This window comes from Enterococcus larvae (assembly GCF_017830045.1).
Lineage (GTDB): Bacteria > Bacillota > Bacilli > Lactobacillales > Enterococcaceae > Enterococcus_L > Enterococcus_L larvae.
Genome location: NZ_JAEDXU010000011.1, coordinates 41,295 through 67,679 on the forward strand (window position 1 = coordinate 41,295; position 26,385 = coordinate 67,679).

A 26,385-nucleotide genomic window follows, 5' to 3' on the forward strand; every position below is an offset into this window, starting at 1 on the left:
AAGATGGATAAAGAGAAACTACTGGAACGTTTTATTCGCTATGTGAAGGTCAATACTCGTTCTGATGCAGGAAGTGAACGTATACCAACAACGATCGGTCAAGTAGAACTGGCTAAGATCATTGAAGAAGAGTTGACGGCATTGACTCTGGCAGACATTCGTTACAACGAGAAGAATGGCTTTTTGACTGCAAGACTTCCAGGGAATGCGGAACATACCGTACCGGCAATCGGATTTATTGCCCATCTGGATACAGCAGATTTCAATGCTGAAGGGATCGATCCTCAACTCTTTCCTGACTATGATGGAAATGCCGTAGTGCTGAATGACGTACAAGGGATAACGATGAAAGTGACAGAGTTTCCCAATTTGAAGGACTACCAAGGCCAAACCCTGATCACAACAGATGGTACAACTCTGTTGGGTGCAGACGACAAAGCGGGTATTGTAGAAATTCTTGCAGCAGTAGAATATTTACTTGCTCATCCGGAAGTCATCCACGGGGATATCTGGATCGCATTTGGTCCAGATGAGGAAATTGGCAGAGGAGCGGATCGCTTTGATGTAATAAACTTTCCTGCTCAGTTTGCTTATACAGTAGACAGCGGCAGAGTCGGAAGCTTTGAATATGAAACCTTCAATGCTGCACAGGCAGTGGTTGAAATCGAGGGTACCAGCGTGCATCCTGGAACGGCCTACGGCATGATGGTCAATGCAATAAAGGTGGGGGAGCAATTGGATGCCTTACTGCCTAAGGAAGAAGTACCTGAAAGAACGCAAGGCTATGAGGGTTTCTATCTGTTGAATAAATTCTCAGGAACACTGGATCATGCGGAACTAGTCTATATCATTCGTGACCATGACAAGGGCTTATTTGAAAAGCGGAAAGAGTTCTTACAGGCACAGGTTCAGTTGATCAATGAACAACTGGACCGTCCTAGATGTACGATCTCCATTCAGGATCAGTACTACAATATGAAGGAAATCATTGAGAAGGATATGCGTCCGGTGGAACTGGCTGTACAGGCGATGAAAAATCTCGGGATAGAACCGAAGATCGCTCCATTTCGCGGAGGAACGGACGGTTCGAAAATTTCTTATCTGGGATTGCCGACACCAAACCTGTTTACAGGCGGCGAGAACTTTCATGGACAATACGAATTTATCACCCTGGAAGCGATGGAACAGGCAGCGTTGACAATTGTTGAGATCGTTAAGGAAAATATGGGCTAAATGCCTGTAGTATGCTTTTATCAAAAAAGTAAGAAAAACTTGTTGACAAAATGAGAATTCTCTAATATGATAGTTAACAATATCAAAGCTTTGAGAAAGAGGAGTAGCAATTTCCGGTACTTTACAGAGAGCTGATGGCGGTGGAAATCAGCAGGGAAGGGATTGTGAATGGACTTTCGAGCGAAATGCTGAATAGAAGTAGGTGTTTCCGGGAACTCCCGTTATAGAGAAAGGTCGTTGTTAGACGACTGACAGAGAGGAAAGAGTGATTCTTTCGATATTGAGGTGGCACCGTGAATATTCACCCTCAAACCATAGTTTTTTATGGTTTGGGGGTTTTTTGTTTTATTCAGGGCAGGTCGTTCAATGATCGAAGAAAACATTTTTCCAGTGAGGTGGTACCGTGGATAAACTGATTATTCGCCCTCAGAAAGCAGCAGGTCTGTTTTCTGAGGGCTTTTTGTTTGGCGTAAAAGCGAGAAAAGATTGAGATGGAGGGGAAAAATCATGGAGAAAACGAAGAAAATACAAGCGGATTATTTAACAGCGGTCTCCGCATTTTTGAGAATTCAAGGGAGAAATAAATGTATGTTGGAAAGCATACCCAGAGATAAAAGCCAAGGAAGGTACACGATCATTGCGTGGAATCCGGTAAAGGAAATCACTGTAAAAGAGAAGAGCTTCAAGATTTCCGGAGCCTCTCCTTATCAAGTAGATGATCCGCTAAAGGAGTTAGAGCAACAGATCCTTGTCTCCGAAACGCTGATAGAGGGACTTCCATTTCAAGGCGGTGCCATCGGTTATGTCGGCTATGATGTAATCGCTAATTATGAAGAGCTAGGGAAAATTCCTATAGATGAAACGGGGATTCCGGATATTCATTTTTATCTATTTGATTCGTTTCTGGTGTTTGACCACATCAATGAAAGTATTTTATTAGTGGAATCAGACAGTTATTCCAAGCGATCTGAAGAGGCGCTTGAAGAGGCATTGCTGCAAATAGAAACAGAATTACAGCTGCCCTCGGCTGAGGAAAGTAAGCAAGTGAAGCTGCAGCGGATGAACTACACAAGTAATTTTTCCAAAGAGGGATTTCAAGAGACAGTCAAAAAAATCAAATCCTATATCACTGCCGGAGATATGTTTCAGATGGTCCCTTCTCAGCGGCTGACAGCAGATTGTCTCGATGAACCATTTGATTATTACCGAAGACTACGGGTGGAGAATCCATCCTCCTACCTTTATTTTATAGACTTTACAGACACTTTTATTGTTGGTTCTTCACCGGAGCGCTTAGTCAGTGTCAAGGAGGGGATCGTCACAACCAATCCAATTGCCGGTACTAGAAAAAGAGGCGAAACAGTGGAAGAAGATCGGCGCTTGGAGTTGGAGCTGCTGGAGGATGAAAAAGAGCGGGCAGAGCATTTGATGCTGATCGATCTGGGACGAAATGATATCGGTAAAATCAGCGAGTTGGGGACGGTGGAGATCCCAACCTATATGATCGTTGAGAAATATCGTTTCGTGATGCATATTGTCTCAGTTGTGACAGGAAAGCTGAAACAGGACTATACAGCAATGGACGCGCTAAAATCAACCTTGCCGGCAGGAACTGTCAGTGGTGCTCCTAAAATTCGGGCGATGCAGCGAATCTACGAGCTGGAGCCGGTCAAACGAGGAATCTATGCCGGGGCTGTCGGTTACCTGTCTAAGAATGATCAAGCAGATTTTGCGATTGCGATCCGAACGATGGTCATTCATAAAGGCAAAGCATATGTTCAGGCAGGAGCAGGCATTGTATACGATTCAGACCCAGAGAAAGAATATGAAGAGACACTGCAAAAGGCAAAAGCGTTGCTGGAGGTGGGCAAATGATCTTATTGATCGATAACTATGATTCCTTTACGTATAATCTGGCACAGCTCGCTGGTCAAACAGCGGACCTTCTTATCGTTAGGAATGATGATCCGTCGTTGAGCATGTATGCGGAGCAGGCGGAAGGCATCATTATTTCCCCGGGACCGGGAACGCCGAAGGAGACAGGAGAAGTACTGACAGTAATTCGTCGTTTTTATAAAGAAAAACCAATTCTAGGTATTTGCCTCGGACATCAAGCAATCGGCTTTGCCTTTGGCGAGACGATCGCTCAGGCAGAACAAATCTATCATGGGAAGTCATCTGTCATCAGACAAAGTAATGGTCGTTTATTTCAAGGCCTGAATGAGACATTTTCTGTGATTCGCTACCACTCACTGGTTATCGACAGCGCATCAGCGTTGAAGGACTTTAAGGTTGCGGCACGCTCTGAAGAGGATCAGGAGATCATGGCAATCGAGCATAAGGTTTACCCAGTCTTTGGGATCCAGTTTCATCCGGAGTCGATTGGAACGAGTGAGGGAGCGGTAATGATCCATAATTTTATTCAACTATGCGGAGGGAAAGACAATGAATGAACTTTTTGAAAAAATATATCAGAAACAGCATTTATCACGGGTAGAGATGAAGCTGATTGCGGAAGACATGTTTGAAGGACGTTTGACGGATAGCCAGCTGGCCGCCTTTCTGACTGCATTGAAATGTAAAGGGGAAACGGCTGAAGAAATGGCAGGAATTGCAGAAACGATCCAAAGTAAGGCGATGAAGATTCAGAGTAGCAGGGAGAATATCATGGATAACTGCGGTACCGGCGGCGATCAGTCTAATAGCTTCAATATCAGTACGACTGCAGCGTTTGTCTTGGCAGCTGGCGGAGTAACGGTTGCCAAGCATGGGAATCGCAGTATTTCCAGTCGTTCCGGCAGTGCGGATATTTTTGAACATTTAGGGGTTGATATGAATCTCTCGGCAGATAAGCTGGAGCTGTTGTTGGATGAGGTAGGGCTGGCATTTCTATTTGCGCCTCATATGCATCCGAAGATGCGCCACGTGATGAAGGTTCGTCAAGAGTTGGGAACACCGACGATTCTAAATCTGATTGGACCATTGACGAATCCAGTTGCGTTAGGTTCGCAGCTGATGGGTACCTATCGACTGGATTTGCTAGAGGAAACAGCGAAAACATTGGGTGAGTTAGGTCGTGAACGAGCAGTAGTAGTAAACGGCGGAGGGCACTTAGATGAGGCTTCCCTCACCGGAACGACACACTATGCATTACTGGAAAATGGCGGCATTCAAGTCCACACAATCGAACCGGAAGAGTTGGGCTTTGAACGTATCACGTTAGAGGAAATTCGCGGTGGGAATGCAGCAGAGAATACAGCGATTTTATATTCCGTTTTAAAAAATAAAGCGAGTGCTTATTTGGATACAGTCCTGTTGAACGCCGGGCTTGGATTTTTCAGCAATGGAAGAACAGCTTCTGTTGTTGAGGGGATCGATCTCGCTCGTCAATGTGTTAAAGATGGGGCGGCAATGGATAAGCTGCAGGAATTTCTTAAAGTACAGAAGGAGGTAGCCTAGAATGGATTTCTTAGAAAAGATACTGCTGCAAAAGCAATCAGAGGTTATAGCAATGGCAGCAGAGGAGCTTCAGCCGTTGAGGCAGACGACCTCCTTTGTCGAACGAGTGAAGGAACAACCAAATCAAGTTCATATTATTGGAGAAATCAAGCGGGCTTCACCGTCTAAGGGAGCGATCAATCTGGGGGTGGACAGTATCCAGCAGGCAAAGCTTTATGAAGCAGCAGGAGTCTCTGCGATTTCCGTATTGACGGATGAGCAATTTTTCAATGGATCGATCGAAACCTTAAAAGAAGTTGCATCAGCTGTGACGATCCCTGTCCTTTGTAAAGACTTTATCATCGATGAAAAGCAGTTGATTCGTGCGAGAAATGCCGGAGCAACGATGGTTCTGTTGATTGTTGCAGCATTGCATGAAGAGCAGCTGTCTCGTCTTTTTGCTAAAGCAGAGGAGTTGGGCTTAGAGGTGTTGTTGGAGGTACATGATTTAGCTGAACAGCAAACAGCAGAGGCCTTGAAGGCTCCGCTGATCGGTGTAAACAACCGAGATTTAAAAACCTTCGAGGTATCAATCGAGACTAGTCAAAAACTAGGGGCTCTGCAGAAAACAGACGCAGTCTACATCAGTGAGTCAGGCTTTACCTCGGCAGAACAAGTAGAGAGCATTCGTGAGCAGTATCAGGGAGTATTGGTTGGAGAAACGTTGATGCGAGCCGCTTCGCCAGCCGAAAAAGTCAAAGAATTGCGGGTGATACGATGAAGGTCAAAATTTGCGGATTGAAAACCAAAGAGGCGGTAGACACCGCAGTCAACAACGGAGCAGATTTCATCGGTTTTGTTTTTGCAAAAAGTAAGCGGAGGATAGCACCTGAATTAGTCAGAGAGATCACGACCGATGTTCCACTGGATGTAAAAAAAGTTGGAGTCTTTGTTTCACCAACGCTTGATGAGGTGGAAATGACAGTCAAAGCGGCCGGTCTGGATATGATTCAGATTCATGGGGAACAGCTAATAGAAACACCCTCTGTCCCTTGCATTTCTGCTGTATCGGTCAACAAGGGAAACCATCGATTTCTCGAAACAGCAAAAGCAGCTGAGTATGTACTTTTTGATGCTCCACCGAAGCAATATGCTGGTGGAAATGGGGAAACCTTTGACTGGGAAACACTGGATCTTAAACCATTAGAAGATAGGAAGGTTTTTATTGCTGGTGGTTTGACTGTTGAAAATGTCCAAAAGGCGAAAAAAGTATTCGATCCTTATGCGGTTGACGTATCCAGTGGTGTAGAAACCAACGGAGAAAAGGATCTTGAAAAAATTAAACAATTTTTGCAGCGTGCGAAGGAGGAAATATAATGTACAATCAACCAACAAAAGAAGGCTTTTATGGGAATTACGGCGGTCAGTTCATTCCGGAAACATTGATGTATGCTGTGAAGGAATTGGAGGAAGTCTACGAGGCATCAAAGACAGATGAAGAATTTCAACAAGAGCTGGCTTATTATTTGAAGCAGTATGTAGGGAGAGAAAATCCTCTATATTACGCACAGCGTTTAACAGAACAAATCGGCGGAGCAAAAATTTATTTGAAGCGTGAGGACTTGAATCATACTGGTGCCCATAAAATCAATAATACGATTGGACAGATTCTGTTAGCGAAGAAAATGGGGAAAAAGAAGGTTGTAGCAGAAACAGGTGCCGGACAGCACGGGGTAGCAACTGCAACAGTGGCGGCGTTGTTCGGTATGGAGTGTACAATTTTCATGGGAGCTGTGGATGTTGCTCGCCAGTCGTTGAATGTGTTTCGCATGGAGTTGTTGGGTGCAACGGTTGAAAGTGTGGAATCGGGGAGTAAAACCCTGAAGGATGCGGTAAATGAGGCGCTGCGTTATTGGGTTGCCAATGTAGAGGATACACATTATGTCATGGGCTCAGTGTTAGGTCCGCATCCCTTTCCTGAAATCGTTCGTGATTATCAAAGTGTGATTGGTGTGGAAGCTAGAAGGCAATTTCTAGCAGAGGAAGGGAAGCTACCGGACGCAGTCGTTGCCTGTGTCGGCGGAGGCAGTAATGCGATGGGGATATTCTATCCATTCATCAATGATGATGTGGCGCTGATCGGCGTCGAAGCGGCAGGCTTGGGCTTGGAGACTGGTGCACATGCGGCTTCAATCACCAAAGGACGGACAGGTATTTTACATGGTGCAATGATGAAGCTGCTGCAGGATGACGCCGGACAGGTTCAGGAAGCCTTCTCGATCTCTGCTGGTCTGGATTATCCGGGACTTGGACCTGAGCACTGTTATTTAGATGAGACTGGCCGTGCCAGCTATGCGTTTGTAACAGATGATGAAGCACTTGAAGCTTTCCAATTGTTGTGTCGAACGGAAGGGATCATTCCGGCATTGGAGAGCTCTCACGCAGTTAGCCATGCAGTAAAGGTCGCTAAAGAGCTTGGACCTGACAAGCAGTTGATTATTTGTCTATCAGGTAGAGGCGATAAAGACGTTATGCAAATCAAGGAACGTTTAGAGAAGGAGGCAAAGCAATGAAGACATTGGACAAACAGTTGAAGCAGAAACAGGAGAATGGTGAGACGATCATCGTTCCTTATATCATGGCGGGAGCGCAGGGATTAGACCAGTTAAGTGAGGAAATTCGTCTGCTGGAGGAGGCTGGTGCCGGTGCGATCGAGTTGGGTATCCCCTTCTCTGATCCTGTTGCAGATGGTCCAGTAATCCAAGCGGCAGGACTAGACGCGCTGAAGCAAGGCGTGACATTGGAAAAGATCATCAAGGTACTTCAACAGCTGGATACAGAAATTCCATTGATCATCATGAGCTACCTTAACCCGTTGTATTCTTTCGGTTTGGAACAGTTGGTCGCTGAACTGCAGAATACCCCTGTGAAGGGATTAATCATTCCTGATTTGCCGTATGAGCATCGAGGCTACTTAGAGCCTTTACTGGAACAGACGGATATTTCATTGGTTCCGCTTGTGGCATTGACTACACCGAAAGAGCGTATAGAGTTGCTGACAGAACAAGGAGAAGGATTTATTTATGCTGTTGCAGTCAATGGTGTGACCGGCACTGGCAGACAGTATCAATCAGAACTGGATGAGCATTTGAAGTATATTCAAAAGGTAAGTGATAAGCCAGTTCTGGCTGGATTTGGTGTGTCGACAGTCGACCATGTCAAACGCTTTAGAGAGAGTTGTGCCGGTGTGGTCGTCGGTAGTAAAATCGTTCAGCTGCTGAAGGAAGGCAAAGGAACTGAAGCAGCCGTCTTTGTTAAGGAAGCCTCAGCAGTATAAGGAACTCAAGTCCTTTACTTCTGCAAAGGTATGGGTAGCTGTTTCAGTAACTAGCGATCACTTTTTTATTGCAGGATAAAATAATAGAGACAATCTTCAATAAAGTCTTTTAAATCTTTCTTTTTGAATGTATAATATAACTAGTTGAATAGTTGGATTGTGAGTACATTGGATAAGTTAAACCGAGTTATGCAGGTTTCTTTTGGAAATCGGCATAGGTTGGTTTTTCTTTTTTATGAAAAAAAGAAGCTGTGTCTCACTATCAAGCTGTCAGCAATATTTATGAATAGGGGTTTAAGAATGAACGCAAAGAAATTATTGGTAGGGATGGCAACAGCCGCATTATTTTTGACAGGGTGTGCTGGGGGAGCAGACAAGGTCAAGACAGCCGCGGACGGTAAAAAACAAGAGAACGGTGAGGTAACGATTTATTTTGCCAGACATGGTGAAACGATGATGAATGCCGCAGAACGTGCACAGGGCTGGACGGATGCGCCATTAACACCTGAGGGGATCAAAGGAGCTGAAGCGTTAGGAAAAGGGCTGAAGGAAGCAAATATTACCTTTGATAAAGTCTATACCAGTACGAGTGGTCGGACACAGGAAACAGCAGAGCTGGTCTTGGCAAACAATGGGCAGGAAGATATGACCTATACAAAAGATGAACGTCTACGAGAATATAATTTCGGTACGTATGAGGGTGCGCGGAATAAGGAAATGCTGACGGCGGTTGCTGAGGTTGATGGAGAAACCTATGAAGAGTTCGTCGGCGACCTTAGAAAGAATGGCTACTATCCGAAAGTCCTGCACTTGGCAGACGTTTTATCAGAGCTGGATAAGGAAAATGCAGAAGAAGGAAAAACGTGGCTGGCGGAGGACAGCCAGACCATTTTGGATCGTTTACTGACGGCCTTAGATGAAATCGTCGCAGATGCAGAAAAGGAAGGTCATGAAAATGTCTTGGTTGTTTCCCATGGGATGAGCATCATCACGATCTTAGGGCAGTTTGACACCGAAGAAGAATTTCAACTGACTAGCATGAAGAATGCAAGCATATCTACATTGACCCACAAGGATGGTGAATACCGTGTGACCTCTGTCAATGACGTAAGCTATACTGATTCTGCGAATGAAGAGTAGTCGTTATCCTCAGTGCAAACAAGAGATAGCATGTGGGCGTAAAGTATATGCAGCAATGTCGGAGCAGAGCAGCTTAAGGCTGAGAGAATCACTTGCATAGAATACAAGCCGGTTTTTGATACACTAATAATTTTTAAGGACAGAGCACGTTTCAATTGAAGCGTGCTCTGTCTTTTCAATAAACGAAAGAAATAAACAATATAAAAAGAAAGGGTTTTCATTCTTTCCGTTTAATTGTATACTGTAAGTAGTTGAATAGTAGGATAGTGATTGTTTTAGACAAGCTAAACCGAATTATGCAGATTCTTTTGGGAATCAGTATGGTTGGGTTTTTTCTTTTTTTTAAAGAAGGGGGCGACCACTCGAGTCATTATCGACTATCGGCAAATAATTTGAAGAGGAGCATAAAAATGAACGTGAAGAAATTATTGGTAGGAATGGCGGCCGCGGTATTTTTGACTGGATGTGCTGGGGGAGCAGATAAGGCAGAAAACACCGTAGAAAGTACGACACCGGCAAACGGAGAGGTAACGATTTACTTTGCCCGACATGGTAAGACGATGCTGAATACTGTGGATCGCTCTCAGGGGTGGATCGATGCACCGTTGACGCCCGCTGGAATCGAAGTAGCTGAGTACTTGGGGAAAGGGCTGAAGGAGGCCGACATTACTTTTGACAAGGTTTATACTAGCAGCTCCGGCCGTACGATGGAGACTGCAGAACTGATTTTGGAAAACAATGGTCAAAAGGACATGGAGTATACAAGAGACAAACGCCTGCGAGAGTATAACTTTGGAACTTACGAAGGTATGATGAATGAAGAGATGCAGAGCGCCGTTGCCGAAGCAGATGGAAAAACCTATGAAGAGTTTATGGAGGACATGCAGACAGACGGCTTCTACAAATCCATTTTGCACTTTGCAGATGTTCTGGCGGAGTTAGATAAAGAAAACGTTGAAGAGGGCGTCAACTGGGCAGCAGAAGACAGCCAGACCATCGTTGACCGCTTGACTGCTGCATTGGATGATATCGTTGCAGATGCAGAAAAAGAAGGGCATAGCAATGTATTAGTAGTTTCGCACGGCATGAGCATCATCACGCTGCTGGGACATCTGGACAGCGAAGCGGAGCTTCCACCAACCGGACTGAAAAACGCGAGTATCTCTACCGTGACCTATAAGGATGGCAAGTACAGCGTGGGCGCTGTCAATGACATGACTTATGTGGAAAATGGGGAGAAGGAATAGAATAAAAATAAATAAATAACCGAATTACTTCTTTAAGGGGATCACTCCTAATGGAAGTAAATTCGGTTTTTATGTAATTTTTTGAAGTAATTAAATAACTATTCCATAGTTATTGTAAAAAATGATGGTGTTTAAAACACGAATACTTCGGTATAATGTACTAATAATTTGTAGTTATTTGGAGGTTTTTATGATCAAAGAGTTTCTATAATTGTAGGTGTCCAGTACATGGCGTTTTCGTTCCATAGAGACTTCTGTATAGATTTGGGTAGTCACGATGCTTGAGTGACCAAGTAGTTCTTGAACTTCTCGTATGTTTGCTCCGTTATTCAGCAACTCTGTCGCGAAGGTGTGTCTTAGATGATGCGGAGTTGCTGGAGTCTGGATATCAGCCAATTTTAAGTATTTAGAAAATATATCTTCAATGCCATAAATCGAAAGGCGTTTTCCATACTTATTAACAAACAGGCTTTGATCAACAGGATGATAAGTTCCTCTGATTTTTAAGTAGGTAGTTATTGCTTGTTTTGTTTCATGACTGGAAAGATAGATCAACCGCTCTTTCCCGTTTTTTCCGTGAATAAGAAGAGAATTATCCATTTGATCATAGTCAGATAAATCAATGCTACTGGCTTCGCTGATACGTATTCCTGTAGAAATGAGCAATTCGAGGAGTGCAATATCTCGGGTGCAATTCTTTCTTTGGTATATACTGACTGCTTCATTTTGTGACCGAAAATACATCGTTGATAATAAGTGGTCGATGTCACTGATTTTCAATGTTTTAGGCATTTTCTTTTGTATGGGATAACTGATGCGGGAGTCTTCAAACTGCTGATTCCTAGGGATGATATTATTACTCGCCAAATACTTATAGAACATTCGATAGGTAATCATTTTTCGCTTCAGAGAAGATATTTTCAATTGATCCTCTTGATTTAATTTATTTATAAAAGGAATGATGCCATCTGCTACGGGGATCTTTTTATCCAAACAAAAGATGGCTAGTAAGTTGAGATCTGATTCATAAGCCTTGATGGTGCGTGAAGATAAGTTGTGGTAGTTCTTTTTGTAAATCAAAAAATCTGAAATCCATTGATTCAAAATAAAAATCCTCCATATCTTTTTATTGATAAGTATAATCAAAAGATATGGAGAAGATAAGGTATGTGTTATTTGGATTTTTTATTTATCGTAATAGCATTCATTAAGATTGGATATACTCCGTAATTCCTTCCAATAAAGCGTCCGCAACCTGTTGCTGATAATACTCTGTGACAAAGGTTGCCAGATCATAATCGTTGTTCATATAGCCAAGCTCCAAGAGTAGAGCGGGTCTGGTATTTTGACGCAGTACTTGAAAGTTCCCCACTTCTACCCCACGATTTTCCAATGGAGATGTATAGGCCAGAGCCTGATTGATAGTTTCAGCCAAAGCTGCATATTTTTCATAGTAATAGTAGGTCGTCATTCCTGATGCATCATTCATATAGTCCGTGGAATCGTAGTGCAGACTAAAGAAAAAGTCTGCCTGATTATCGATGCTGTCTTCACAGATTTCATCCAAGGATTCTGTCGTATCAGAGTCTCTAGTGAGGATGACGGTACAGCCGACAGCCTCCAGCGTTTCCTGAATAACCTGAGCAGTAGCTAAAGTAATATCCTTTTCATAGTAGTAATAATCATTACTGAGAGCGCCGGTATCGTCTCCCCCGTGTCCGGGGTTAAGAACCACTACCGTATTTTCTAAAGAGGTGGGAGTAACGGGTTCATCGATATCCAATAACTCACTGTATAAGCTAGATACATAACCTTCGTATTCTCCATTCACAACAACATGATACCAATCATAGCTTTCATCAATAAACTCTACATACTCACCCCGTGTCACTGTCGTTATTTCTGTGCTGTCTGCATCAGGTTGACTGTATAGTGGGATATCCTCCTCACCGATTTGAACGACTGTTGTCGTTAGGCTTTCTGCTTCTGATGTTTCATTCGTACTGGCAATGGCCAATGTTTTTTGTGATTCTTTCTCGGCAACTGCTTCGTCTGCAGCGTTCGTTCCTAAAATTGTTGTACGAAACTTAAAATAGCTGGCAGTACCAACCCCTAAAATAATAGTAAGAAAAAACAATACTCGCTTTGTTCGTCGCTTTTTACTCCTCATATTCTGTCCCCGTCATTCTTTTTGATGTTCTAAAGATACCGATTCAAGCTTAAAACGGACTTAAATAAAAAAAATAGAAATCGGCTAATTTAGGTTGAAGTTTGCGTGTCAGTTCGTTAAAGTAAAATAAAAAGCAGGTGAAGTAGATGGAAATGATGATCAATTATAATTTAATCTTGGCAAAAAATCAGTACTTATCAACAGAGCGTCTGCTCCTTCGACCAGTGACTCTGAATGATGCTGAGGACATGTTTGAATATGCGTCAGATGAAGAAACAGCAACCTACGTTTTTCCCGTTCACTATAGAATCGAGGATACCGAAGCTTCAATTGCCGGTTACTTTATAAAAGACCCCTTGGGCAAATACGGCATTGAGCTGAAGGAAAATGGGAAAATGATCGGTTCAATCGACTTACGTGTAGATGAAACCAATCGAATCGCTGAAATCGGCTATACACTGAATAAGGCTTATTGGGGTCGAGGAATCGTTGCGGAGGCTGGTCGGACGCTGATTCAGCTTGGCTTTGAAAAATTGAATCTAGTCAGGGTATATGCTAAGTATGATATAGATAATCCGAATTCCGGAAAAGTAATGGACAAGTTGGGGATGAAGGAAGAAGGAATAATTCCAAATGCTCGCATTAGTAAAGGTAAAATCGCGACAGATGTTATCAAAGGAATAACAGTTAGGGACTGGGAGGACATGAATAAGCAGTAGGAGGCAAAAAATATGGAATGGAATGAGAAGTTTTCCAGAGAAAATCAGCCGGAAATAGCCGATGTTGCTGAGTATATCGATACGAAGGAATGGGATGTACTTTTTCATGAGTTGACTGAAGTGATTGGCGCTAAGCCTAAGCTGGAGCATAGTCGGTGTTCGATCCCTGGTTGGAATATGAAGTTCAAGAAAAAGGGAAAAAACTTATGCACAGCTTATCCACAGGAAGGGAAAGTTCAGGTGTTGATCATTGCCAATCAGCAGTATCAAGCCGAAATCGAGGCATTGATTGCAGTATCTGATAACCGAATCCAGCTGGCTTATGAAAAATATGATTTTTTAAACGGTGGTAAATGGTTAGTTTTTGATATTGATAGTGAGGAGCTATTGAGGGATGCACTGAAGCTGATCCAGTTTCGTTTGTTATAAATAAAGAAGGTCTGAAAACAATGAGTTAGTTCCGTTGCTTTCAAGCCTTCTTTATTTTGGTATCTAAATGAAGAGGCGCCAGAGATGTTTGGGACCTAGGTTGGAGAAAGTTCCGTGTCATTTTCAGTCTCAGGCACGATGAAACAACAGCTGATTTCCTATAAAATAGAGCTATAAGAAGGAAGCGTTGGAGGGATGACAAATGAGAAGACTACAAAAAGCAACAACAGCTATCATGGTATCGATCGGGATCATTTGTGTTCTGGGGATGGCCGGTGTTGGAGCACTGGAAATCAGAAGCTCCATGAATGACCTGAGAAGCGAGATCACCTCGACGGTCAAAGGGATGCGAGAAGAAGGACGCGAGTTGAAATATACGATACGAGATGAAGTGGAAGATTTTAAGGAAACGATCAGATCCTTAAAATAGTGAAGTGTGGATAGATTTTTGATATAGATAGCGATTTGATCCGAAGGAGAAAGATAAACTTTTGAATAATTAAAGATAAAGAAATACCTCTGTTTGTTCGGTAAGCCGAAGCAGCAGAGGTGTTTTTCTGTTTATCTAATCTAAAAAATTCTTTATCTCCCTATCAGTCATAAAGACGCTTAACAGGGCGATAAGTTGTTCTTTTGAGTTGGGACCAAGCGTAGGTTCAGGTGTATAGCTCTCCCATTTTTCTGCCGCAGCATAAACATAGGTTGACCAGTTAGGGTTGAGTATCCGCCCATTTCTGATGGCTGTTATGTAGCGCTCTTTCAATAGGAAGTCGAAGGCTTTTTTATATTCCGTTTGCTTCATGAAGGAAACGGCTTTGAGCTCGATCGTCTCCATTTCGTTTTGTTCTAATAGCTGGTAGATCTGTTTTGCCTGGGCGTTCATAGGTTTCTGTTTCTTGTATTTCTTTATAAGATAATAAGCCTCCGGAGATAAGTAGGTTGTTCGATTTTTATGGGACTTGCAATAGAATAATTCGTGTTTATCAATTAAATTTGTAGCATCAGACCAACTGAATCCTAAATCAGTAATGTTAGGCATCGTCGATGTAGAGTTACAGGTCAGCAGTCCGAAATGGGCTAAATGTTCTTTTAATGATTTATCGGTCACAGCAGCAGCTCTCCTTTTTATTTATTATATCATGTCTTTGGTAGCGAGAAATATTCCCTCTTCAGTAAATACTCTGAAAAAAATTCATGAAAAGTAAAGAAAAAGGCTTGAAAATCATTGACTTTATGCGAGATAGACGGTATTATGTTAAATGGTATTGTTTGCCCCACAAGAGCCCCGGAAACTCAAGTGTAAGTCAAACATCGAATCGAAAATTGGAGGAAAAAAACGTGCGTACAACATATATGGCCAAAGCTGGCGAAGTAGAACGTAAATGGTACGTAGTAGATGCAACTGATGTTCCTTTGGGACGCCTTTCAACAGTTGTAGCATCTGTGCTACGTGGAAAAAATAAACCAACATTCACACCACATGTGGATACTGGAGATTTTGTAATTGTAATCAATGCTGACAAAGTGAAATTAACTGGTAAAAAAGCGACTGACAAGATTTACTACCGTCACAGCCAATACCCAGGTGGTTTGAAGTCTGTTACTGCTGGTGAACTGCGTGAGAAAAACTCTCGTCGTCTAATCGAAAATTCTGTAAAAGGTATGCTTCCTAAAAACACTTTAGGCCGTAAACAATTTACTAAATTGAACGTATATGGTGAAGCTGAGCATCCACATGCTGCACAACAACCAGAAGTTTTAGATATCACAAACCTAATTTAAGGAGGAAAATTCATTGGCACAAGTACAATATATCGGCACTGGCCGTCGTAAAAATGCAGTTGCCCGCGTACGTTTAGTACCAGGTACTGGTAAAATTACTGTAAACAAAAAAGATGTTGAAGAATATATCCCACACGCTGACTTGCGTGAAGTTATCAATCAGCCTTTCGGCGTGACTGAAACAAAAGGCGCTTACGATGTTTTAGTAAACGTTAATGGCGGTGGATACGCTGGACAATCAGGAGCTATCCGTCACGGAATCGCTCGTGCATTGCTGCAAGTAGATCCAGATTTCCGTTCAGCTCTAAAACGCGCTGGGTTACTTACACGTGACGCACGTATGGTTGAACGTAAGAAACCAGGTCTTAAGAAAGCCCGTAAAGCTTCACAGTTCTCAAAACGTTAATTGCTGGAGTCGTTGCGGATTTATTCGCTTACGAATACAGTATGGGACGGAGATTTCTACGGAAATCGAGTACCATTCAATTAGAATGTTTCAAGACACTTTCCAATTTTTGGAAGGTGTCTTTTTTTGTTTATTTGAATAAATAGGCTCTAGCGAACTTCAGTCTGCTGTTTAAGTAGTGGATAGAAAGTGTGCAGCTAAAAGTGATTTCTTTAGTAGCGAGGAGATAGAATTCATTTGGAGCACAAAGAGTGGATAATAAATATTTTAAAAACCGATAATGAGTTACAGTCTTCAAGTATGTAGAAGTAGATACTGAATAATGTGAATTTTACTTAATTTTACAAATTTTGTATAATGTGAACAAAGAGTTTAGTACGATTACGCTAGCGCTTTAAGAAATGAAAATGATACGTATAAGTACGAACTGAATGAAGACAGTCGAAGTGAATCAAAGGAGGGGAACTAATGGGAGCAATTGATGTTAATCCAATATCCGCACGTACTCAAGCGACGAAAATTTGTCAGGCAAGTGATAGGTTGTCTATTTCAAAGACGGTAACTTTTTCAGAAAATACGACGATTTCAGGGAATAGCAATGCAAAAAGTACATTTGAATCATTGGCGAAAGGAACAATAATGGCCCAGCAACTTTTAACTCGTGATGTCCAAGCCATCCAAAGTGTGATTTCAACATTTACTCGAACGGATGAAAAAATTAAAAATCAGTTGGAAGTATCATCTGTAAATCAATTTTTAAGTGGAGGAGCTTTTAAATGAGATTAGATGAGATTCGTTTAAAAAGAAGGAAAAACGAAGAGGCTCAAGATGAATTATTGCTAAGTCGAAAGAAATTTGAATTTCAACAGGATGAGATAAGACAAACTTATTTCCACAACCGACAATTGAAAGAGGAAGTGTTGGAATATTTTTATGGTGAACCGGAGCAATACTTATTTGAGGATGGGTTGGAAGAAACACGTAGAGATGAAGATAGATTCTTAGAGAGTAGTGAAAAAATTTCGGGATTTCTTTCAAAAGAAAGCATGCGTTTATCAGAAGAAAATGAGACCTTGTATGAGGAAGAACGCAAAGAACTAAAGGAGAGCAAACATGGTTAAAATGAATCTAGGAGAGGTGCGGACACAAACTGCAGACATTAAATCTTATTGCAGAGCTTTGAGAGAAGGTGCAAATAATTTAAATTCTGTAGCATCAGCTATTGGGTTGGAAATAGGGATAAGCGGCAAAACGGGTAACTCAATTAAATCATATTTGTCATCTATGTATCCTGCGTTAGCAAAAACGATGATCATGCATGCGGACGGTATTGAGGAAGCGAATCAGGCTTATGTAGATGGTTATGTTTCGATGTGCGGAGGGAAATCTTTAGATTCTGAAGTGTTAGAAAAGCAAATTGCAAGTTATGATTCATCTATTCAGAGTCTGGAATCATCTAAAGCAAGTCAAGAACAGTGGTATAGGGGCCAAGATATTGCAACAAAAGGAGCGATTCGTGAGGAATATCAAGAGTATATAAATAGCTTAGCATCCTCTATTGCAACTAATGAAAAAGAAAGAGGCAAATTAAAAGAGAAGTTGGATAAGCTGCTCACTTTTAATGGGCAGTCTTCCGCTTATTTTAGTATTACAGAAGAAACTAAGGGTTTGATGAATGAAGGTTTGTCGTTACTGGGGGGAGATATTTCAACTGGAAAAATTGGAACTGGATCTTGGAATGGACAAGGATTTACAAAAATAGAAACTAATTGGCAAACACGGGTACATGAAACCTGGGAAGAATTGAAGGAGCCAGAAATATTTAAGGAGCCATATGGTGGGGATCAAGGTTCAGCGCGTTATGCAACTGGTGAGGAAAAAGAAAGAATTTATGAAATTATCAGGCAGTACTACCCAAATATGACTGAAGATGAAATGAAAATACTTCTTAGCAGATTAAACAATGAGGGATGTGGATATGTTGCGATTACTAACTCGTTATTTATTCAATATAAAGGAAAAGAAGAGGAGTTTGAAAAGACTTTTGGTTTTCCAATGTTTCGGACTAGCGCTTCTGGTAAGAAGGAATATAATTTTAATGCACTAATTGTTGATTTATACTGTGCAACAGACAACCATAACGCAGATAAGTTTCTTTGGTTTACGATAGGAGATAAAGTTAATAAGTTTGAAGACTATGATAAAACAGATGGAGATAAAAAAGATTATAAGATTACTGAGGATCAGACGGGTAGTGGAACTAATTCAGATAATCGTAATTATAGAATTCAAAAATATTTGGATGATCATAACGCAGGAATAAGTGCTTCCGTTGATTCTGGTCATAAAATATCAGTAAATTCTTATAATGATTTGCTGAAAAAAGGAGATGTAATGGTTAAAATCTATGAAGGAGAAACCATTTATAAGGAAAGTGATAACGGAGAATTGTCAGAATACATGACTATGGGGAAAAATGAAGGACATATCATGGCTGTTACTGGGATAGACGATCAAGGTAATTTAATCGTTTCTTCGTGGGGGGAACGGTATATAATAAAGACAAAGGAATGTAAAAACGGAGATCTAGAGGTAATCACTTATGAATAAAAAAAAGTCTTTAGGCTTAATTTGTATTCTAACGACACTACTAATATTTTCTGGTTGCTTTTCACAGAAAAAGGAGGAAGATAGCATGGATCAAGAAGCTTTGAAAAATAATGGACTTCTAAATCCCAGTGTAGAAGAGATCAAAACGCAATCTTATCCCGATTATTATGATCTTAAGGAAGCTAAACGAAAAGGGATGGCTTCAGGAGAAGAGTTAAATAGTAATTTTCAAGTTGTTCATAATATGTACAAAAGGATTCTTGAAAATTATCTAGTAGGGATTCTCCCAATTGTAAAAGTTGATGCGGAATTAAAGAATAATTCTTTATATTTTCCATCTGTCCCTGAGGAGAAAAAAGATTTTTATCAAGGAACCTCTGGGTTGAATACACACTATTTTTATTTAAGAAATAATATTTACGTAGAAAGACTGTCACAGGGAAATATTGATACTTTTTTAGAAAAAGCAGAGGACTCTAATTTTGCATCTGATTCTAGTTTGATTGCAATTGTAAAGAAGACATTTTTAATGGTTATAAGGCAGAAAGAGAGCGAGATAGAATATGCAAGTTATGACCGGTCATTAAAACCAAATGCTTTGAATGAAGCTGTGGTTTTAGAGGTTGCCTATCAAAACGAGTATGATCAGGAAGGAAATTCTTTAGATGGAGAGACAGATGATAAACGATTGACTTTTTTGTCTGAGGTGTTTGTTCCAAACGCGGAAAAAGAATTATCAGAAAATAATGAAGGTATTCCTGTTACAGTTCTATTTACTGAAAACCTTAATATAAAATAATTGTTTACTTTATAAATATCACGCAATAGATCAATATCATTAAAGTATGAGAAATTGGGGTATGCTATGCCGATTAAAAATTCCGTGAATAGAAAAATTCTAACTGTTTTCATTTTATCGCTCTTATTTATAAGTGGCTGTAGTTTAAGACCACCAATGAAATCAATAAGCGAAATTAGTTCAGAAATCTATCCGTTAGACTTCGATTTAGAGGAAGCAGAGGAAAAAGGGATTGGCAAGAAGGAAGACTATTTTTTGGTTCAAAAGAATTATTTGAACTATTTGAGTATCTATTTGAATAGTCTGTATGATTTTAAGGAAATAGATAAAACGCTTAAAGAAAATGACTTTGAATTACTAAAAGAAAAGCCGTATTATTTTCGCATTTCCGAGCTGGGCTCAGAGTATATTTACTTGCGGAATAATGTCCATTGCGAACGGTTGACAGAAGAACAGATAGTATCTCTGAAGGATAGTGAGAATCTGAATGAGGATCAAGGAATTGATTTAGTGAAAAATACGTATGTAGAGGTTCTTTCGGTAAAGCCTGACAATTTTGCAAATACATCTAAATTGTCTTATACGCAAGGCAGCAATATAGAGAATGTAGTTGAAAACACAGCGTTGGTTTTCTATGTAAATTATAAGACACCTGTATTTAATTCAAAGGATAAAGAGAGCTATGTTGAAATAAATAAAAAAAATAAATTGGTTTTAGAATCAATTTCTAAAGATGTGTCTAGTGCGCTAAGTAAAGAATTGAGAGAAAAAATATATGTTTTTTATGCCGGATGGTATCCAATGACTTGACGGTTCTATAGAGAGTTATCGATAAAGATAAGAAGTGAACTGAGGGGATCGTTTCTAAGTAAATGATTCTATTTCATTACGAATAATCAAAAATCTGATAGTGTGCGGTGAAATGACCTGCTGAAGTTTCACAGGACTTGTGAATGGTAAGCTCTTAAGAGAGATCGGATTTTAGCACATGAAGTTATGTCAGTATGTATGTAATGCATTTAAGACACTTTCCATATTTTGGATGGTGTCTTTTTTTCAGATCGAGAATCTTACCTTCTCAACAACCGAAGAAATGCTATAATAAACCTAATAAAATACATAATTGTAAAACTACAGAAAATCAACTACTATTCCTTAAAAGTGAGGTGCATGAATGAAATTGAATAGAGGCAAAGAACTCATTATCAAAAAAAATCAGTCACTTTCACCAATAAAGTCTGAAGCAGGATTACCGGTGGAGCTCGCTGATCGTTTTGAGCTTTATCCGGAAAATAAGCGGCGTCCCGTGAATAAGACCCTGTTTCGAAATGATTATTTTCAATTGACCTGCAACATGAGGGATCATTCTATGGCCATCTCATCTAGGGGCGACCTTGTCTACTCGGCAATACCTTACGATACAGCAAGGAATTATATTCAGCGTGCAGCGATCCAATACCTGCTCCATCCGGAAGAGGTACGTCATTACATAGAAATGCATAAACCAAACATAGAGCAATACTTGGTGTTGAGCATTTTTCAAGTAACGAAAAAGCGAGTAAGTAAAGACTCCCCTGAAGTTGTTCAAGCCTATAATGCAATTGTTCAAAACCCGTTACTTGAGATTCAAGTTTTGGGACGATTGCTGCAGCATGACGAAACAGGCCCGCTTTCAGCCAATCTGGCTGGGAAGTTCTTGTTTAGTGAAAATGTAAAAACAGGAATTGCCGGTTATGTTTCTGAATATCTTAACTTTGTTGTTCAGCTTACACAAGCCTTGCCGCTAACGACAGATGGAAAAAATATGAAGCTGCTGGAATCAACGATATCAGACGCTTCCCTAGATGATGAGATGCATAAGCAACTAACCTTTGACTCGGATATTGCTCCGGCATTGGATCTGCTTCCGCAAGAAGTGAAACAAAATATTGAGCGTTCGATCATCAACACCACCCAGCCGATGCTTACCAATAACCAACCGCTTTTACGCTCAGAGTTCGGAAAGGAATTATCCGATGTTCGAAAAAATTATGTGGCGCATAGTGTCGATCCTCAAGAATTAAAGCAATATTTTGAAAATGTTCTGCCGACAGAAAGTACGAATATAGTCAATGTCGTTTCAGATATGCATATCATCGATGGGAAGTTTCCCTTCAGTAACAAGCATTTTAATATCTTGGCTGGAGATGTGATGGATTCACATATGACGAATGAAAAAATAAGCGGTATCTATGTGATAGGAAACCATGAGTTGGCTGCTGTCTTGCCGGAAAATCCAGATGTGAATAGTGAAGAGTGGCAAAAATGGGCTCCTTTCTCTAACTATGAATGGTTTAAGCTTATAAGAGAGAGCCCGGATGATGCATGGCCTCTTTTGCCTGTGGGGGATCACCAGTATTATGAAGTCGTGAAAAGTGAGATTGAGAAACGTTTCCCAAAAATGCAGGTGCTTAATAATAGTAGCACGGTCCATGGCGGCATTCGCTACATCGGTCTTACGATTCCTGTCGCATTGGTCAAACGAAGGAAGAAACTGCAAAGCTTTATTTTGAAATCCCTGAAGAAACTGCTTGGTAAGGAACAAGATATACCTACGGTGATCGTTTCCCATGCCCCGCTATTTAATGAGTTGAGTAGGCTATCGCCACGAAGTAAGTCCTATAGCAAGGAGTATGTTTGCACAGAACCGGCGATTGAACAATTATTTGAACAATACAATATCATCGGTGCTATTCACGGCCATCATCATATCCCTGCTGCCTTTGGTCGATATAAAGTAGTAGAGTTTGCCGGCAAAGAGCGGTTTGTCGTCTGTTCTATTTATTCTGATATGAACACTGGATTTGAGTTGATGAGCTTGATTGATGGTAGTCTGGAAAATTAGAGAATAGAATATATTTGTTGAACTGGCAGCTGATATTTCTTGAAAATGCACAGAAATTGTATGTAGCAGATTATAAGATAAGCCTTGAAGATAAATCGTCTTCAAGGCTTATTTGCGTTATCTTTTATAAGCTGGTTTTTCCAGTGCTATTGGCGTAGGATTCAATAGCACCCAGTGAACAGCTAGTTCGCTAAGTCGTGCCAGTTCCTCGTCGCCGTTTCCTCTGGCAATCGCTTTTGTCAGCAGAGCGGTTTCTTGTAATTGATTTTCAGATAGAGGGGTTCCGGTTTTGAAGGAATTGTTCAATGAATGTACCATCATGTTGAAGTCTCGATCCCAATTACCTCCGCCATTACGGAAGATTTCATCGGCTACCTTTCCAGTGATTCGGATAACCTCCCCTTGCAATGTCTGGCAAGAACCACTGCCGGGAACCAATAACTCCCACAATTCTTCGTGCTGTTTTTGCCAGGTTTTGGTGCTTAGTACGATTGGTGATGTACCATCGTGCTCTTTTCTTCTGGCTGCGGGAGCAACACTGAAGAGTGTGTATAGTGTTTGTAGTGCTGTCTCGGTTTCTGCAAGGCTTTCTGGATTGAAGTTGCTGCGGTAGAATTCAAAGGTTTCTCCAATCTTTTCCACATAGGCAGTCATCTTGCTTGTTTTTTGAGCCCCGCTCTCTAATAATAATAGAACTACTTTTGCCGTTTCTGTGAGGCTGGCATTTGTGCATTGTGCCAGACAGGCTTCTAAAGGTGTTTGTCCCATTTTGTTTTTCACATCAACAGGTGTGCCATAAACAAGTAAGGAGTTTACTGCCGTGGTTCTGGAAGCTCCTGCTGCTATATGTAAAGGGGTGTTTCCTTGAGAGTCAGTTAATGCAACGGAAGCTCCGTTTTTCAGCAATGCTTCAATACTGGACTTCCAATAGACAGCATGATGATGCAACGCTGTTTTTTGGTAAGTATCTCGAGCATTGATATCTGCTCCTTTCTCCTTCAGCCAGATAATAAAAGCTTCGGGAATACCAAAGCAGCTGTAGGCAGTTGCTTTACTATAGCCGGTATAAGCTTCTAATTCGCACGTTTGATAAACAGCCCTCAGCTCGTCAAGATCTCCTCGTTCACATAGCTCTGCAAAATCTTTGGGTAATGTCAGCCTCTTTTTTCCCAAATCAATCCCTCCTTATTTTTCTTCAATCAGGTTTTAGTGTAAGCGATATTATTCCGTTCTTATTTATTATAATCAATGGATAGATGAAAGGATAGTCTAGAAAGCGGGGTAGGCTAAGAAAAGGAGTAGCTTCGTCATAGGTAAGCTTTAAATTTACTATTGATGAGAGCTGCTGCTGAATCAAATGTCTGGGGGGAATTCTAGGTGGTAAGAAAGAAGATAAGAACCGGCGGTTTTTGATTAGTAGTAGTCCGATGAAATAGGGTAGGAGGGTATGGGAAAGTCTTACTGTGACATCGCTCACTTTCTTGATTCGTTAAAATAGCTGTTTTGATGAACGATCAGTTAAGTATATTTAACTTGGGAAGTAAGTTTTTTAGAGAGCTGTAATAGCTCGAATTCCGTGAGAATTGTCCGTGATTCCGCTATTTTAGCTTGACTATTAAACGGTTTCTCTTTAAAATAAAGCATGTAATAGTAGTGTAAATCAAAATAAAAAGGCACTTTGCTTCATGGCGGCAACCATGAAACAAAGCCCTGTAAGGATAGTGTGACCTATCAATACAAGTTGCCTTAATCAGCCAACGCGAGCGTTGACCTGTATTTATTTTACTCAATTTCATTGGAAATTTCCACTCTTTTATTTCTCTTTATGTTATTGTTTGGAGAATTGGAATGGGGAGGGGACAAAGAAAAATGATTGTTTCGGATTGGCTTCTTGAAAGAGCCGAACGGGATTGGGTAGAAGAAAACAGGCTATATATTTGTTGATTAAAGTAGTATTGAGAGTAGACATTTGTGCCCTCAATGCTGCTTTTTTTTGGTTTACCTGCTATTACTGAAAATGAAAGGCTTTAAGCGGGAAACTTTTCAACATGCTGCCAATCGCTAAACAGCTTTCAGAAATGAAACTATATTTATGACCTGATAAACAAGCGATTCCCTGCATAGTAAGACCCAGACACCTAACAGCATTGGCAGTGTGGAAAGCGTGAGACAAAAGATTGTCTCACGCTTTCCTATTATTTATGTAAAAAACAGATAGATAAACGAACGATCACCCTAATTGTTATTTTTTCTTTTCTCTCAGCAATGAAAAGCTTTGATTCGAGCAGCTGCATATTGAAGTTGGTAAGGTGAGATTCAGGATATTTAAACCCTTCTGATATAGTTTGAAGGCGGGAAAGAAAATGAAGGAATGTCAGATGTGTTGATAATTTTCATATTGATGCAATTAATAAAAATTGTTTTAGTTTTTAATTGATAAAAATAATAGTGTTTTTTTATACTTACGGAAAAAAGATTATGAATAGAAGAGAAAATGCTATTTAATAGGCTACTTAAAAGAGGGGGTAGTGAGGTTGAAAGCTTTACTTCTATTGACATCAAGGAAAATAGCTTGGATAATACTGAAACATGGTGGAAATAGTGTTTGATTATATATGTTTATGCATTTTTTTGTTTTTTATTTATATAAAAAATAAGATTCTTGTAATTTAGTATTACAAGAAAAGAAAAAATTGATATTATTTCGATGTAATCAAATTATAATTCATATTTTTTCGGTAGTCTATACTAAAAATGAAAAATATCTCTCATGTTTTTTTATTAATAAACAAAAAAATGAGAGAAACTTTTTTATTTTTGATGTATTGTAAGTTATTTTATGTAGTTTGCTTTTTGAAATGACGAATAAGTCGTCAAATGAAGCGTCAAATGGGAGTGGAGAAGAATGGCTAAAAGAGGAGAAAATATTTATAGAAGAAAAGATGGAAGATGGGAAGGAAGGTACAAAAAATCTAGAAATAAGAATGGACAGATTGTATATGGCTATATATATGGTAAGAAATATAGCGAAGTTCGGGAAAAAATGTCAGAAAAGCGCGTATATTATCCTGAGATGTCACTTGGTACATTTGACGGAACACTTTCTGAATGGTTGGATTATTGGCTTCATATTGCCATTAAGAATCAAGTGAAGCAATCAACTTGGACAAGTTATGAGTCTAAACTTCGAAACCACATTGTTCCTTTTCTTGGGAGTAAAAAGCTTCACTTAATAGAAAAGAAGCATATCAATACTTTTTTACAGCATTTAATTGCTGAAAAGTATTCAGAGAATACGATTCAAAACATTTTTACTATATTAAGCAGTAGTTTCAATTATGCTGTTGAAACAGGTAATTTAGTTGTCAATCCTTGTCGAGGTTTGCCTTTTTCTGCCCAAAATAGGGCTCGGGAAATTCATGCACTTTCAATTGAACAACAGCGAAAACTCGAAGAGTTAGCGTTTGAGGAACCTGGGTGTTCAGCAGTTATCATTAGTTTAGCAACGGGAATGAGGATTGGAGAAATTTGCGGATTGAAGTGGGTAGACATCGATTTTAACTATGGAATAATCAATGTGAATTGCACTTTGCAGAGAATCCCGGATCCGGAAAATCTCAACCGAACAAAGGTATTGATAGATACACCAAAAACCAAAAGCTCTCTTAGGAAGATACCTTTAGCTAAATATCTCAAGGAGTATTTGCTGGAGCGAAGAAGTACCAATGATTCAGATTATGTAGTGTCCAGCAATGGAAGCTTTGCGGAACCAAGAGTTATCAATTATAGATTGCAGAAATTGATTAAGCAAGCTGAAATAGGGACATTTCATTTCCATGTGTTAAGGCATACATTTGCCACAAGGTGTATAGAAAACAATGTAGACATTTCCTCATTGAGTAAGCTGTTGGGTCATAATTCTGTAAAAATGACCTTAGATACTTATACAGATTCTTTGTGGGAAAAAAGAAAAGAAGCAGTTGAAATAATTGATCGATTGCAGTTTAAAGAGTTCTGATAGTCATCTATTCGCCGTCAGAAAAACCGTCAGAAATTTAGAAGCCTCTGTATTCCCTAGGGAATACAGAGGCTTTCTTGTAATACTAAATTACAAGAAGAGTGTTTTTCTTTGTTCGTTTGCTTTATTAATAATAAAACATTGGTAAAAATTTTGAAAATATTATGCTGTAA

General features: G+C 40.2%; 26 protein-coding genes and 1 other annotated feature. Of the genes, 22 read left to right on the plus strand and 4 right to left on the minus strand.

Annotation, left to right across the window (positions count from 1 at the left end):
* Nucleotides 1-3 precede the first annotated feature (3 nt).
* The 10 genes from pepT (at nt 4) to I6N96_RS16875 (ending at nt 10,395) form a co-directional block, all read left to right on the plus strand.
* Nucleotides 4-1,233: a peptidase T gene (gene pepT / locus I6N96_RS16830; RefSeq protein ID WP_209558736.1), complete on the plus strand. Its 1,230-nt coding sequence runs from the start codon at nt 4-6 to the stop codon at nt 1,231-1,233.
* 81 nt (nt 1,234-1,314) lie between these two features.
* Nucleotides 1,315-1,545 (plus strand) — a binding site (T-box leader).
* A 195-nt stretch (nt 1,546-1,740) separates the two neighbouring features.
* The gene (trpE, locus tag I6N96_RS16835) at nt 1,741-3,108 is read left to right on the plus strand and encodes an anthranilate synthase component I (RefSeq protein WP_209558737.1); all 1,368 of its coding nucleotides are present in this window, start codon (nt 1,741-1,743) and stop codon (nt 3,106-3,108) included.
* Nucleotides 3,105-3,686 carry an anthranilate synthase component II gene (locus I6N96_RS16840; protein ID WP_209558738.1) on the plus strand — a complete coding sequence of 194 codons (582 nt, stop codon included), beginning with the start codon at nt 3,105-3,107 and terminating at the stop codon, nt 3,684-3,686. The genes trpE and I6N96_RS16840 overlap by 4 nt, the downstream gene beginning before the upstream one ends.
* A complete protein-coding gene (gene trpD, locus I6N96_RS16845) occupies nt 3,679-4,692 on the plus strand; it encodes an anthranilate phosphoribosyltransferase (protein WP_209558739.1) in 1,014 nt (337 codons plus the stop codon). Before I6N96_RS16840 ends, trpD begins: the two co-directional genes overlap by 8 nt.
* A 1-nt stretch (nt 4,693) precedes the next feature.
* A complete protein-coding gene (trpC, locus tag I6N96_RS16850) occupies nt 4,694-5,452 on the plus strand; it encodes an indole-3-glycerol phosphate synthase TrpC (protein WP_209558740.1) in 759 nt (252 codons plus the stop codon).
* Nucleotides 5,449-6,048, plus strand: a complete 600-nt coding sequence (locus I6N96_RS16855) for a phosphoribosylanthranilate isomerase (protein WP_209558741.1) — start codon at nt 5,449-5,451, stop codon at nt 6,046-6,048. The genes trpC and I6N96_RS16855 overlap by 4 nt, the downstream gene beginning before the upstream one ends.
* The gene (gene trpB, locus I6N96_RS16860; protein WP_209558742.1) at nt 6,048-7,244 is read left to right on the plus strand and encodes a tryptophan synthase subunit beta; all 1,197 of its coding nucleotides are present in this window, start codon (nt 6,048-6,050) and stop codon (nt 7,242-7,244) included. Before I6N96_RS16855 ends, trpB begins: the two co-directional genes overlap by 1 nt.
* Nucleotides 7,241-8,008: a tryptophan synthase subunit alpha gene (trpA, locus tag I6N96_RS16865; protein ID WP_209558743.1), complete on the plus strand. Its 768-nt coding sequence runs from the start codon at nt 7,241-7,243 to the stop codon at nt 8,006-8,008. Before trpB ends, trpA begins: the two co-directional genes overlap by 4 nt.
* A 300-nt stretch (nt 8,009-8,308) precedes the next feature.
* A complete protein-coding gene (locus I6N96_RS16870; RefSeq protein WP_209558744.1) occupies nt 8,309-9,148 on the plus strand; it encodes a histidine phosphatase family protein in 840 nt (279 codons plus the stop codon).
* Between the two features lie 410 nt (nt 9,149-9,558).
* Nucleotides 9,559-10,395 (plus strand): histidine phosphatase family protein, encoded by an 837-nt coding sequence (locus I6N96_RS16875; protein WP_209558745.1) that lies wholly within the window; start codon nt 9,559-9,561, stop codon nt 10,393-10,395.
* Between the two features lie 174 nt (nt 10,396-10,569).
* Here the strand turns inward: I6N96_RS16875 and I6N96_RS16880 are convergent, their stop codons facing one another.
* Entirely contained in the window at nt 10,570-11,499 is a 930-nt protein-coding gene (locus I6N96_RS16880; protein ID WP_209558746.1) for a tyrosine-type recombinase/integrase, read from the minus strand.
* 103 nt (nt 11,500-11,602) lie between these two features.
* Nucleotides 11,603-12,565, minus strand: a complete 963-nt coding sequence (locus I6N96_RS16885; protein WP_209558747.1) for an N-acetylmuramoyl-L-alanine amidase — start codon at nt 12,563-12,565, stop codon at nt 11,603-11,605.
* 146 nt (nt 12,566-12,711) lie between these two features.
* On the opposite strand from I6N96_RS16885, the gene I6N96_RS16890 reads away from it, so the two are divergent.
* The 3 genes from I6N96_RS16890 (at nt 12,712) to I6N96_RS16900 (ending at nt 14,143) form a co-directional block, all read left to right on the plus strand.
* Nucleotides 12,712-13,284 (plus strand): GNAT family N-acetyltransferase, encoded by a 573-nt coding sequence (locus tag I6N96_RS16890; protein ID WP_209558748.1) that lies wholly within the window; start codon nt 12,712-12,714, stop codon nt 13,282-13,284.
* A gap of 12 nt (nt 13,285-13,296) precedes the next feature.
* Complete coding sequence (locus I6N96_RS16895; protein ID WP_209558749.1) at nt 13,297-13,713, plus strand: DUF3788 family protein; 417 nt, start codon at nt 13,297-13,299, stop codon at nt 13,711-13,713.
* Between the two features lie 202 nt (nt 13,714-13,915).
* Nucleotides 13,916-14,143 (plus strand): hypothetical protein, encoded by a 228-nt coding sequence (locus tag I6N96_RS16900; protein ID WP_209558750.1) that lies wholly within the window; start codon nt 13,916-13,918, stop codon nt 14,141-14,143.
* A gap of 135 nt (nt 14,144-14,278) precedes the next feature.
* Here I6N96_RS16900 and I6N96_RS16905 read toward each other — a convergent pair whose 3' ends face one another.
* Nucleotides 14,279-14,821, minus strand: coding sequence for an AlkZ-related protein (locus I6N96_RS16905; protein ID WP_209558751.1), 543 nt, complete (start codon nt 14,819-14,821; stop codon nt 14,279-14,281).
* A gap of 245 nt (nt 14,822-15,066) precedes the next feature.
* On the opposite strand from I6N96_RS16905, the gene rplM reads away from it, so the two are divergent.
* The 8 genes from rplM to I6N96_RS16945 all read left to right on the plus strand — a co-directional run bounded on the left by rplM (nt 15,067) and on the right by I6N96_RS16945 (nt 22,194).
* On the plus strand, nt 15,067-15,495 hold the full coding sequence (gene rplM / locus I6N96_RS16910) for a 50S ribosomal protein L13 (RefSeq protein ID WP_236674733.1): 429 nt from the start codon (nt 15,067-15,069) through the stop codon (nt 15,493-15,495).
* Nucleotides 15,496-15,508: 13 nt separating this feature from the next.
* Complete coding sequence (rpsI, locus tag I6N96_RS16915; protein WP_086348639.1) at nt 15,509-15,901, plus strand: 30S ribosomal protein S9; 393 nt, start codon at nt 15,509-15,511, stop codon at nt 15,899-15,901.
* 468 nt (nt 15,902-16,369) lie between these two features.
* Nucleotides 16,370-16,681 carry a TIGR04197 family type VII secretion effector gene (locus I6N96_RS16920; RefSeq protein ID WP_209558752.1) on the plus strand — a complete coding sequence of 104 codons (312 nt, stop codon included), beginning with the start codon at nt 16,370-16,372 and terminating at the stop codon, nt 16,679-16,681.
* The gene (locus tag I6N96_RS16925) at nt 16,678-17,022 is read left to right on the plus strand and encodes a hypothetical protein (RefSeq protein WP_209558753.1); all 345 of its coding nucleotides are present in this window, start codon (nt 16,678-16,680) and stop codon (nt 17,020-17,022) included. The genes I6N96_RS16920 and I6N96_RS16925 overlap by 4 nt, the downstream gene beginning before the upstream one ends.
* Complete coding sequence (locus I6N96_RS16930; protein ID WP_209558754.1) at nt 17,015-18,511, plus strand: hypothetical protein; 1,497 nt, start codon at nt 17,015-17,017, stop codon at nt 18,509-18,511. The genes I6N96_RS16925 and I6N96_RS16930 overlap by 8 nt, the downstream gene beginning before the upstream one ends.
* Before the next feature lie 85 nt (nt 18,512-18,596).
* Nucleotides 18,597-19,310 carry a hypothetical protein gene (locus I6N96_RS16935; RefSeq protein WP_209558755.1) on the plus strand — a complete coding sequence of 238 codons (714 nt, stop codon included), beginning with the start codon at nt 18,597-18,599 and terminating at the stop codon, nt 19,308-19,310.
* Nucleotides 19,311-19,466: 156 nt separating this feature from the next.
* Nucleotides 19,467-20,120, plus strand: coding sequence for a hypothetical protein (locus tag I6N96_RS16940; protein WP_209558756.1), 654 nt, complete (start codon nt 19,467-19,469; stop codon nt 20,118-20,120).
* Between the two features lie 364 nt (nt 20,121-20,484).
* The gene (locus I6N96_RS16945; RefSeq protein WP_209558757.1) at nt 20,485-22,194 is read left to right on the plus strand and encodes a metallophosphoesterase; all 1,710 of its coding nucleotides are present in this window, start codon (nt 20,485-20,487) and stop codon (nt 22,192-22,194) included.
* A gap of 117 nt (nt 22,195-22,311) precedes the next feature.
* Here the strand turns inward: I6N96_RS16945 and I6N96_RS16950 are convergent, their stop codons facing one another.
* Nucleotides 22,312-23,367, minus strand: a complete 1,056-nt coding sequence (locus tag I6N96_RS16950) for an ankyrin repeat domain-containing protein (RefSeq protein WP_209558758.1) — start codon at nt 23,365-23,367, stop codon at nt 22,312-22,314.
* 1,732 nt (nt 23,368-25,099) lie between these two features.
* On the opposite strand from I6N96_RS16950, the gene I6N96_RS16955 reads away from it, so the two are divergent.
* Complete coding sequence (locus tag I6N96_RS16955; RefSeq protein WP_209558759.1) at nt 25,100-26,212, plus strand: tyrosine-type recombinase/integrase; 1,113 nt, start codon at nt 25,100-25,102, stop codon at nt 26,210-26,212.
* The last annotated feature ends 173 nt before the right edge of the window (nt 26,213-26,385 follow it).

Coding starts and splice junctions, on each gene's coding strand:
- pepT (WP_209558736.1), top strand. CDS start 4: ATGGATAAAGAGAAACTACTGGAACGTTTTATTCGCTATGTGAAGGTC.
- trpE (WP_209558737.1), top strand. CDS start 1,741: ATGGAGAAAACGAAGAAAATACAAGCGGATTATTTAACAGCGGTCTCC.
- I6N96_RS16840 (WP_209558738.1), top strand. CDS start 3,105: ATGATCTTATTGATCGATAACTATGATTCCTTTACGTATAATCTGGCA.
- trpD (WP_209558739.1), top strand. CDS start 3,679: ATGAATGAACTTTTTGAAAAAATATATCAGAAACAGCATTTATCACGG.
- trpC (WP_209558740.1), top strand. CDS start 4,694: ATGGATTTCTTAGAAAAGATACTGCTGCAAAAGCAATCAGAGGTTATA.
- I6N96_RS16855 (WP_209558741.1), top strand. CDS start 5,449: ATGAAGGTCAAAATTTGCGGATTGAAAACCAAAGAGGCGGTAGACACC.
- trpB (WP_209558742.1), top strand. CDS start 6,048: ATGTACAATCAACCAACAAAAGAAGGCTTTTATGGGAATTACGGCGGT.
- trpA (WP_209558743.1), top strand. CDS start 7,241: ATGAAGACATTGGACAAACAGTTGAAGCAGAAACAGGAGAATGGTGAG.
- I6N96_RS16870 (WP_209558744.1), top strand. CDS start 8,309: ATGAACGCAAAGAAATTATTGGTAGGGATGGCAACAGCCGCATTATTT.
- I6N96_RS16875 (WP_209558745.1), top strand. CDS start 9,559: ATGAACGTGAAGAAATTATTGGTAGGAATGGCGGCCGCGGTATTTTTG.
- I6N96_RS16885 (WP_209558747.1), bottom strand. CDS start 12,565: ATGAGGAGTAAAAAGCGACGAACAAAGCGAGTATTGTTTTTTCTTACT.
- I6N96_RS16890 (WP_209558748.1), top strand. CDS start 12,712: ATGGAAATGATGATCAATTATAATTTAATCTTGGCAAAAAATCAGTAC.
- I6N96_RS16895 (WP_209558749.1), top strand. CDS start 13,297: ATGGAATGGAATGAGAAGTTTTCCAGAGAAAATCAGCCGGAAATAGCC.
- I6N96_RS16900 (WP_209558750.1), top strand. CDS start 13,916: ATGAGAAGACTACAAAAAGCAACAACAGCTATCATGGTATCGATCGGG.
- rplM (WP_236674733.1), top strand. CDS start 15,067: ATGGCCAAAGCTGGCGAAGTAGAACGTAAATGGTACGTAGTAGATGCA.
- I6N96_RS16920 (WP_209558752.1), top strand. CDS start 16,370: ATGGGAGCAATTGATGTTAATCCAATATCCGCACGTACTCAAGCGACG.
- I6N96_RS16925 (WP_209558753.1), top strand. CDS start 16,678: ATGAGATTAGATGAGATTCGTTTAAAAAGAAGGAAAAACGAAGAGGCT.
- I6N96_RS16930 (WP_209558754.1), top strand. CDS start 17,015: ATGGTTAAAATGAATCTAGGAGAGGTGCGGACACAAACTGCAGACATT.
- I6N96_RS16935 (WP_209558755.1), top strand. CDS start 18,597: ATGGATCAAGAAGCTTTGAAAAATAATGGACTTCTAAATCCCAGTGTA.
- I6N96_RS16940 (WP_209558756.1), top strand. CDS start 19,467: ATGAAATCAATAAGCGAAATTAGTTCAGAAATCTATCCGTTAGACTTC.
- I6N96_RS16945 (WP_209558757.1), top strand. CDS start 20,485: ATGAAATTGAATAGAGGCAAAGAACTCATTATCAAAAAAAATCAGTCA.
- I6N96_RS16955 (WP_209558759.1), top strand. CDS start 25,100: ATGGCTAAAAGAGGAGAAAATATTTATAGAAGAAAAGATGGAAGATGG.